Source organism: Pseudomonas sp. GW821-FHT02H09 (assembly GCF_059421425.1).
Genome location: NZ_JBWKVA010000041.1, coordinates 10,441 through 18,215, shown reverse-complemented (window position 1 = coordinate 18,215; position 7,775 = coordinate 10,441). Strand labels below are relative to the sequence as shown.

7 protein-coding genes and 1 pseudogene are annotated in these 7,775 nt (G+C 60.1%); 3 read left to right on the top strand and 5 right to left on the bottom strand.

Annotated elements, in window-relative coordinates; genetic code table 11:
- Positions 1 to 236: 236 nt before the first annotated feature.
- Positions 237 to 368: a hypothetical protein gene (locus tag AC07VR_RS31380; protein ID WP_454743288.1), complete on the bottom strand. Its 132-nt coding sequence runs from the start codon at positions 366 to 368 to the stop codon at positions 237 to 239.
- A 160-nt stretch (positions 369 to 528) separates the two neighbouring features.
- Positions 529 to 1,107, bottom strand: a complete 579-nt coding sequence (locus AC07VR_RS31375; protein ID WP_495013612.1) for a TetR/AcrR family transcriptional regulator — start codon at positions 1,105 to 1,107, stop codon at positions 529 to 531.
- A 180-nt stretch (positions 1,108 to 1,287) separates the two neighbouring features.
- Between AC07VR_RS31375 and AC07VR_RS31370 the strand changes: the two genes are divergently transcribed.
- The 3 genes from AC07VR_RS31370 to AC07VR_RS31360 all read left to right on the top strand — a co-directional run bounded on the left by AC07VR_RS31370 (position 1,288) and on the right by AC07VR_RS31360 (position 4,113).
- The gene (locus AC07VR_RS31370) at positions 1,288 to 2,304 is read left to right on the top strand and encodes a zinc-binding dehydrogenase (protein ID WP_495013611.1); all 1,017 of its coding nucleotides are present in this window, start codon (positions 1,288 to 1,290) and stop codon (positions 2,302 to 2,304) included.
- Between the two features lie 155 nt (positions 2,305 to 2,459).
- Positions 2,460 to 3,437: a zinc-dependent alcohol dehydrogenase family protein gene (locus AC07VR_RS31365; RefSeq protein ID WP_495013610.1), complete on the top strand. Its 978-nt coding sequence runs from the start codon at positions 2,460 to 2,462 to the stop codon at positions 3,435 to 3,437.
- Positions 3,438 to 3,513: 76 nt separating this feature from the next.
- Positions 3,514 to 4,113 (top strand): NADPH-dependent F420 reductase, encoded by a 600-nt coding sequence (locus AC07VR_RS31360; RefSeq protein WP_495013609.1) that lies wholly within the window; start codon positions 3,514 to 3,516, stop codon positions 4,111 to 4,113.
- A gap of 167 nt (positions 4,114 to 4,280) precedes the next feature.
- Here the strand turns inward: AC07VR_RS31360 and AC07VR_RS31355 are convergent.
- From AC07VR_RS31355 to AC07VR_RS31345, 3 genes and pseudogenes are all read right to left on the bottom strand, one after another.
- Positions 4,281 to 4,465 (bottom strand): annotated as a pseudogene (locus AC07VR_RS31355) (hypothetical protein); the annotation flags it as partial.
- Positions 4,455 to 6,131, bottom strand: coding sequence for an MFS transporter (locus tag AC07VR_RS31350; RefSeq protein ID WP_495013608.1), 1,677 nt, complete (start codon positions 6,129 to 6,131; stop codon positions 4,455 to 4,457). The pseudogene AC07VR_RS31355 and the gene AC07VR_RS31350, both read right to left, overlap by 11 nt.
- A gap of 552 nt (positions 6,132 to 6,683) precedes the next feature.
- Positions 6,684 to 7,232, bottom strand: coding sequence for a cupin domain-containing protein (locus AC07VR_RS31345; RefSeq protein ID WP_019689637.1), 549 nt, complete (start codon positions 7,230 to 7,232; stop codon positions 6,684 to 6,686).
- Positions 7,233 to 7,775 lie beyond the last annotated feature (543 nt).

Below are 7,775 nucleotides of genomic sequence, written 5' to 3'. Positions count from 1 at the left end.
GTGGTGAGTAGGTTCTCCGGTGGTGGTCGCGCCTGAGTTCAGGTGAGCTAAAAATCCGACTTTTTCAACAGAATCGGTCGATTGCTGCCCTTGGCGAGAGGCAGGAAACGGCCATCTCCAGTCGTTCCTCTGCGCGCTCAGACGGACAGTCAAGCGTCGGCTCCGCCCGGATAGCGGACTTTCAGTCGTCACTCGAACTCGCGTCGCCATCGTCTGAATCGGCGAACATTCCAGTCTTACTGACTACGGGCAGCGACTTCTGACAGGTTACGTTGCTCGCTCTTTGCAAGGATCTCGCGAAGGCGGGCGATATTGATAGAGCCACTTGCTAAGTCGATGATGACATTGTGGTCGAGCGTGAGCTTCATAACTCGGACCTACCTCCGACTGGATTCTGAGAACCGAAGGATACGCACTCACCCACGGTGTGCCGATGCTGCGTCAGTCCACGAAAGGAAGCAGAGCATGACGCTCCAAATCGACGCCCTGCGGGCGCCGGTGCTGGACCACTCCGTGCAGCACGGCCGGTCAGCGAGTCCCCCGGGGCCTTGCAGATCTTACCTGACCGCTTTGAGCTGGCCATGCTTGCATGGCGACGTCTGCGATCGCCTTCAGCTTTTGCGGGCCGCCTCCGTCTCGTGCCTGGACGGCCATTCCGCGGGTCACGGCGCTGTAGAAGGCAGCAAGTGCGGGCACGTCGGTGTCAGGCGGTAAGTCGCCGTCTTCGACCCCCTTGCGCAACCGCTGCGCCATCATCTCTTCAGCGTTTGCGCGGTGCTTGGCCATCGTCTCACGAATAGAAGCGAATTCGGGGGGCAGCTGAGTGCCGGCCAGAGAGATCATGCAGCCCGATGGGTGGCTGTTTCGAGTGAATTCCACGACGGTAGCATCGAGAAGCTTCTTGAATGCTTCTCGCGTGTCGGCCGTGCCGAACAGTCTGCCAGCAAACCAGACTTCGGACATGCTCAAGTATGCTTCAGTCGCTTCCTTGTAGAGCTGCTCCTTGCTGCCGAACGAGTTATAGAAGCTCGAGGGGCTGATCCCCATGGCCTGGATCAACTGGTCGAAGGAGGTTCCTTCGTATCCCTGCTCCCAGAAGAGCTTCATGGCTCGGCTCAGAGCTTCCGTACGATCAAAGGTTGAGGGCCTGCCGCGGCTGCGCCGGGGTTGCGTATCTTTTTTTGTAGTCATGGTTCCAAAAATACTTGACATGCTGTAGAGACGAACCGACTCTACCATAATGGAGCGATCGCTCCAATAATCAAATCCTTGCGGAAGGAGTCTGTGATGCAGCGAATTGTTCACGCCAACCATGGCGAGCCCGCCGAGGTGCTCACGCTGGAAGCATTTTCCGATGCTCCTTCTCTTGTGAGCGGAGCGGCGCTTGTGCGTGTGTCCGCCGCACCGGTTCATGCGGGCGACTTGCTGGGCGTCTCCGCTTCCCCCGCCTTCGGGGCGGCTCCCCTCATCCCGAGGGGAGGTCGAGTGCCCGGCATCGAAGGTGTAGGGGTGGTGGAAGCGCTGGCCGCTGACATCGACCCTTCACACCGGATTCAGGTCGGCACACGTGTGGCCTTCTTTCCCGTCAACGGCGCCTGGAGCTCCAGGATCGCCGCGCCTGTCCAGTCGCTGATACCCGTGCCCGATGAAGTGAGCGATGAGGTCGCAGCGCAGATGTTGGTCAACACGTTGACTGCACGCCTTGCGATGCGGGCTGGTCACAACGCGTTGCCTGAAGACAAGCGCGAAGATGTCACGGTTATTCAGACGGCTGCCAATTCCGCCGTCGGAAAGCTGCTCACTCATCTGCTCGTCGAAGTGGGCGTCAATCCGATCCTGCTCGTCGGCTCCAGGGCGAGCGCGCAAGCGCTTAAAGCTGCTCGCCCCAACCTTTCTGTCATCGTCACGGAGAACCAGGGCTGGAAGGACGAGCTTCGCGATGCGCTTGCGAACAAGCCCGTCTACGTGGCGTTCGATGGCGTCGGCGGCGCGCTATTGCCCGACGTAGCGAGCTTCCTCGCTCGCGGCGGAACGATCATTAGCTACGGCTCCCTGGGCGGCGCTACGACGGACATTCGTTCCATCGCCCCTCGAGCGCTGACCATCAAGGGTGTGTCGTTGTTCAGTTGGCAATTCGAACCTGCGGCGGTGCACGATGCAGACGTGGCCAAGGCGCTCGAGCTCGCACGCAACTTCCCGAGCCTTTTCCCCGTAGCGGAACGATATCAGGCGAGCGACTACCTGGGAGCGCTCGAACATACGTACCGCAGGGGAAGGGCCGGCATGGTGCTGCTCGCGTTCTAGCGCTACGCGTCCTGCGTAATGTGAGGCGCTCCTCGTCATGAGGGGCGGCTTGGTAGCGTTCACCCCGGTTTTTGCACGATTTCGAAATGAGCCCCGAGAGCCGAAGTATTGCCTCTCGGCTTTCCAGCTAAGCATCTTATGAAAGGACGTAAGCCATGCGTGCTATCCAGAACACCGCTTTCGGCGACCCCGTCGAGACTCTGAAACTCGTTGACCTTCCGGAGCCGGCCAACTCCGGCCCGGATGAAGTCCTGATCGCGATGGAGTATGCCCCCATCAACGGCAATGACCTGGCCGTCATCACCAATCGCTTCGTCTACTCGACTCCACTGCCCTCGATCGTGGGCAACGAAGGCGTCGGGCGAGTTCTGCAGGTAGGCTCGAATGTCTCCAACGTGAAGGTCGGCGACCGCGTGTTGCCCCCGCTTTATGCGTTGACCTGGCGCGAGCGCCTAGTGATCCCGGCCAAGGGGCTGATTGCGCTGCCTGCCAACGTCGATCCACGTCAACTGGCCATGCTGCGCATCAATCCTCCCACGGCCGTACTTCTGCTCGGGCGCTTCGTTGACCTCAAGGAAGGCGACTGGATCGTGCAAAACGCGGCCAACTCCGGCATCGGCCGCACGGTGATCGCGTTGGCGAAGAAGCGTGGCCTGCGGACCATCAACTTCGTACGTCGTCCGGAACTGGTCAAGGAACTGGAAGAAGCTGGTGGGGACGTCGTTCTCGTCGATGAGCCGGGCGCCGTCGACAAAGCCAAGGCCGCGGTCGGTCCGGGCAACGTCCGTCTGGCCATCGACGGCCTGAGCGGTTCGGCTGCGGTGCGCCTGATCGACGTGCTGTCGCAAAACGGTACGCTGGTGAGCTATGCGTTCACAAGCGGCGAGCTGGTCACGCCGCTCAAGGTCGTGGACCTGCATCTGCGCGGCATCGTCGTGCGCGGCATATACATCGACCTTCCCGAATACCTGCCATACATCATGGACGCAATCAAGGAGTCTGCCGAACTGATGGCTCGCGGCGAGCTTGACCTGCCTGTGGCTGCCGTCTATCCGCTTGCGGACTACCAAAAGGCCGTCGCTCACGCAATCAAGGGTGGCAAGGTGCTGCTCGACTTGCGCTCATCGAACTGACCTGGCTGTTCTGTTAAGTGCCGTGCTCCTGGACGAGCATGGCTTCGTTGACTTACGTTGCCGCTGAGGTGTCGAAATGAAGATTGGTTTTATTGGAGCCGGTGCTGTAGCGCAGTCCATCGCCAGGAGCGCCATTCAAGCAGGACATGAGGTTGTCTTGAGCGCTCGTCGTGGGCCGCAGGCTTTGGGCGATATAGTGGCCGGACTCGGTCCGAAGGCGTCGGCAGATACGGTCCAGGAGGTGGCCCGGCTCGAGCTGGTCATGCTCGCCGTTCCATGGCTTCAAGTCCCGTCGGCCCTGGATGGGCTGCCCAATTGGGCAGGTCGCATTTTGGTGGATACCACCAACCCTTTTACGCAACTCGAGCCTGAGCTCGTTCTGGCGGACTTGGGGGGCACGGGCGCCAGCGAGATCGTCGCGGCACACGCGCCAGGGGCTCGCGTCGTGAAGGCGTTCAATGCTATCCGCATGGAGCACTACGACAAGGGCCCGAAGTTTCATGACGGAAAGCGCGTCATCTTCGTCTCCGGTGACGACAAGGACGCAAAGGCGGTGGTGATCGGACTCGTCAACGATTTTGGCTACGCACCAGTGGATCTTGGCGGTCTGGTTTCGGGCGGTCGCATGCAGCAAGCGGGTGGTCCGATTGCTGGCCACGACTGGGTCGTCGCATAGGACTGCAAGGTATGCAAACCAATGTCGCGTTATTTCGGGAAGCAGAGCGGCTGGATGTCCGGTTGTCTTTGTGATCTGCCGTTGGCGGGACGCCGCTTCGAACGTCGGCAACGGGTCGATAGCTGCCCATCGCGACAGGCAGCTATCGGCAATATCTGACATTCGCGAAGGTCTGTGAGCAGGAACAGCGCGGCGATCTGAAGCGGTGTGTGGCCCAGTGGTTGGAGGTGCAGCACAAACTTGCGCAGTGCACCGTCGCTTAGGGTGGGGCCCAGTAATTGCCAGTCACCAGCAGGTAGAAGGATTGCCCTCTCCCCCACGGGAGAGGGCGGGTGCCAGCCTTATGTGTGATGAATTTCCCGGTCCTTGGTTTCCGGCAGGAAGAACGTGCCAAGAATGGCCGTCATCACGGCGATGACGATGGGGTACCACAGCCCGTAGTAGATATCACCCGTGGCCGCCACCATGGCGAACGCCACCGTAGGCAGAAAGCCGCCGAACCAGCCATTGCCGATGTGGTAGGGCAGCGACATCGAGGTGTAGCGGATGCGCGCCGGGAAGAGCTCCACCAGCCAGGCGGCAATCGGGCCGTAGACCATGGTCACGTAGATCACCAGAATGGTCAGGAGCAACAGCACCATCGGGTAGTTGGTCTTGGCCGGGGCGGCCTTCTCGGGGTAGCCGGCGTCCTTGAGGGCGGTGCCGAGGGTGACGGTGAAGGCGTCGTTGCGGGTCTTGAAGTCGGCGGCCGGCATGCCCGTACCTTCGAAGCTCGGGATCAGCTTGTCGCCGATGCGGATTTGCGCGACGGCACCCGGCTCGGTCTTCTCGTTGGCGTAGGGGATGGCCTTTTTCGCCAGCAGGCTCTTGGCGAGGTCGCAGGAGCTGGTGAATTTGGCCTTGCCCACCGGGTCGAACTGGAACGAGCATTGGCCGGGATCGGCGACCACAGTAACCGGGTTCTTCTCCTGCGCAATGAACACGTCGGGGTTACCGAATTCGGTCAACGCATGGAAGATCGGGAAGTAGGTCAGCGCCGCGAGGATGCAGCCGGCCATGATGATCCCCTTACGGCCGATGCGGTCGGACAGGCTGCCGAACACGACGAAGAACGGCGTGCCGATCAGCAGGGAACCGGCAATCAGCAAGTTGGCGGTCTGCGGGTCGATCTTGAGCGTTTGCAGCAGGAAGAACAGCGCATAGAACTGCCCGGTATACCAGACCACGGCCTGGCCGGCAGTGCCGCCGAGCAGGGCCATGATCACTATCTTGAGGTTGTCCAAGCGGGCGAAGGATTCGGTCAGCGGTGCCTTGGAGGACTTGCCTTCGGCTTTCATTTTCATGAACACCGGCGACTCGCTAAGCTGCAAGCGGATATACACCGAGACGATCAGCAGCAGGATCGACAGCAGGAACGGAATCCGCCAGCCCCAGGCTTCGAAGGCTTCGGTGCCGAGAATGGTGCGGCAGGCAAGTATCACCAGCAGCGAGAGAAACAGGCCGAGGGTCGCGGTGGTCTGGATCCATGAGGTGAAGTAGCCGCGCTTGCCTTTCGGCGCATGTTCGGCCACGTAGGTCGCCGCGCCGCCGTACTCACCGCCTAGGGCCAGGCCTTGCAGCAGGCGCAGGGTGATCAGGATGACCGGCGCCGCCACCCCGATGGTCGCGTAGCCGGGCAGAAAGCCCACCACAGCAGTGGAGGTACCCATGATGACAATGGTAATGAGGAAGGTATGCTTGCGCCCGATCATGTCGCCCAGTCGGCCGAACACCACGGCGCCGAAGGGGCGTACGGCGAAACCCGCGGCGAACGCCAGCAGCGCGAAGATGAAGGACGTTGTCTCATTGACCCCGGCGAAGAAGTGCTTGGCGATGATCGCGGCGAGGGAGCCGTAAAGGTAAAAGTCGTACCACTCGAACACGGTACCCAGGGACGAGGCGAAAATGACCTTGCGCTCCTCCTTGGTGATCCCGCGGTGGGGCATGCTGCCCGTGGATGTATTGTCGATTACGGCCATGAGTCTTCTCCGTCTTGATCTTGTCGTAGGCCGGAGTACCACACTGCCTTTCTTTGCCGCACCCAGGCCCTAGGGCTGATATCATCGGATTATGGATTGCGCGAAGCATCGAAACAGGCTGACGGCCCTCCTTGAAGCATAATCACCTTCGCGCATATATCCACTCGCCATCCCTCTCAAACCCAGGCTGACGCACTGTCGAATTGCTATTCAGACCTGCGAGATCTCACGCGAAGCGTCTGGGTGGCGTCCCGCTGATGCCTGTTTCTTCGGGGCGACCATCGTCTGGAACTTCGGTTTAATTCGGGCGTTAGGCAAATCAGCCTCGGCACTGTCGATTTCATGCCCCCTCGTTCGTCTACGTAGATGGGGCGCGGAGCTTACCGGTAAAGATCAACCAGAGGCGTCGCCCCGCTATCCGGAGGTCATGGCAAACTTCACTCGAGTCATGAACAAGCGCATCGTCGCACTTCTTCTGCTTACACAGAATTTAGTTGCGTTGCATCGACCGGTTGAATCCACAGTCGAAAGCGGCGCCCCGCCGCTTTCACATCAGAAGTTCGCCGGGGTGTTGGCACTGATGATTTCAGCCTCATCCGCCCCGATATTCCGAAACCGATGCGGCAGCGTCGTCGGAAAGTAATACCCATCCCCGGCATTCAGCACACTGATCTGCCCATCCACCGTCAACTCAACCGTGCCACGAGTGACTAGCCCGCACTCCTCCCCTTCCGCATGCACAATCGGCTCTTCGCCAGAACTGGCCCCAGGCGCGTACTGTTCGCGCAAAAGCCGCATCTGCCGGCTCGGCACCGAAGCGCCAATCAACAAAAGACGCAGGCCATCACGGCCCAGGTCGGGCTGCTCGTTGGCGCGGAAGACGTATTTGTGCTCTTGGGGCGGTTGATCGAAGGTGAAGAAGTCCGCCAAAGACATGGGAATGCTTTCGAGGAGCTTTTTCAGGGAACTGACAGAAGGACTGACTCGATTTTGTTCGATCAGGGAGATGGTGGCATTGGTGACGCCGCTACGCCGGGCCAGCTCGCGCTGGGACAGCTTGTAGCTTTCGCGTACTAATTTGAGTCGTGAGCCCGTGTCCATGACAGCCTTATGCGATAAATACTTAAGGGTTATGGGGGTGGATGGCGGGCGACTTTTGGCCGCGAAAAACACCGCTTCCCTGTCCCAGAAACGTGAAAGGCGGGTATTAAATCACGTTTGTTCGTGTTGCTCAGCAGCTTCGATAAACGGCTGGGTAAAAAGGCCGTTGGGCCTGCTGCCAGTCAGTTCAGACCCGCAAATTGTGGGAGCGAGCTTGCTCGCGATGGCGGTGTGTCAGGCGACATCAATGCTGACTGTGCTGCCCTCATCGCGAGCAGGCTCGCTCCCACACTTGATCAGTGATGCTTGCAGAGCCTGTGCACACCCGCCAATCCCTGTGGGAGCCGAGCTTGCTCGCGATGGCGGTGTGTCAGGCGACATCAATGTTGAATGTGTCGACCTCATCGCGAGCAGGCTCGCTCCCACACTTGATCAGTGATGTTTGCAGAGCCTGTGCACACCCGCCAATCCCTGTGGGAGCCGAGCTTGCTCGCGATGGCGGTGTGTCAGGCGACATCAATGTTGAATGTGTCGACCTCATCG